The 1,019-nt window shown below is 44.0% G+C and carries 2 protein-coding genes; both read right to left on the bottom strand.

Going from position 1 to position 1,019, the window contains the following annotated elements; all coding sequences use genetic code 11:
- Positions 1–158: ATP-binding cassette domain-containing protein (locus tag L691_RS34090; protein ID WP_156934318.1), on the bottom strand; the 158-nt coding region annotated here is incomplete at its 3' end.
- Positions 159–162: 4 nt separating this feature from the next.
- On the bottom strand, positions 163–1,019 hold an 857-nt coding region (locus L691_RS33090; RefSeq protein WP_025692486.1), incomplete at its 5' end, for a hypothetical protein.

The following is a 1,019-nucleotide window of genomic DNA, read 5'->3' as shown; positions in this document are numbered from 1 at the left end:
AGGGTAGACTTTCCCGCGCCATTAGGACCTAACAGCACCGTGATCTGCCCGGATGAAATGACCCAATCGATCTCATGAAGAATTTGCTTGGAACCATAGGCAAATGAAAGCTGACTTAATTTCAAAGAAAATGGAGCTTCACAGACTCTGCTGAACATAACCTCACTCCTTGGGAATCTGTCTATAAAAAAAGAAGAAGCGAACCTGAATAATCACCGCCGCTAGCGTAAATAAAACCATGTTCATCTGACGCAGGCAAACCAACAAAATCATGATGAATGCGATAACCCAACTACCCAAAAAGGTGATCCGATAATATCCCGACCGCTCAGGTGCCGCAAATTTGTATCCGGTCCATAAACAGAAGCTAACCATGGCAGCGGCAAGCAGGATGTTCCACAGCAGCGGAAAAATCATATCTTTAAAAGGATGCTTTAAGATTAACTCCCATACCATCTGGTGGATTACCGCAATCCCGCTTGAAAGTCCCCACAATAACAGCCATTTCGTACGCAGCATCTTGCGCCATGCGTAAACAGTAATTTTATATAAGGTTATTCCCTTTTCTTCAAGTCCAATGCTGCTTAACGTCCAAATATCATTGGTAATCCAGATTAGTAAAGCCGTGCTAATAGGCAATATCGTCCCCGGGCTATCATCCATGAAGAAATAACCGAACAGCTCAATGCTGACAAGGCAAACGACAAAAGGAAATAATCTGGCCAAGCTAATAAGAAATTGGAGCTCTTTTTTGAGGAGGGGATGGTGAGAAAGCCATCGTCCTCCCCGCAGATTAGAATTAGAGGATTGTGTTCTCAATACCCGGGACCAAGAAGCTGGCGCTATCCTATAAACAAGCCACAACATAAAGATACTCAACACAATCCAACAAGAGACACGTGTTATCGGATCTTGTGGCAGCAGAACGAAAGCAGCATTAACAACCAGCATAATCAAACCTGCAATTTGGCTGCGACTGCGCCTCGAAAGAAATGCATATCCAAGCAACTCGGCATAAA

Origin of the sequence: Paenibacillus zanthoxyli JH29 (genome assembly GCF_000520715.1) — a bacterium.
In the GTDB taxonomy this organism is placed as follows: domain Bacteria; phylum Bacillota; class Bacilli; order Paenibacillales; family Paenibacillaceae; genus Paenibacillus_AQ; species Paenibacillus_AQ zanthoxyli.
The sequence above is the reverse complement of the archived record's forward strand: the minus strand, read 5'-3'. Positions and strand labels throughout refer to the sequence as shown.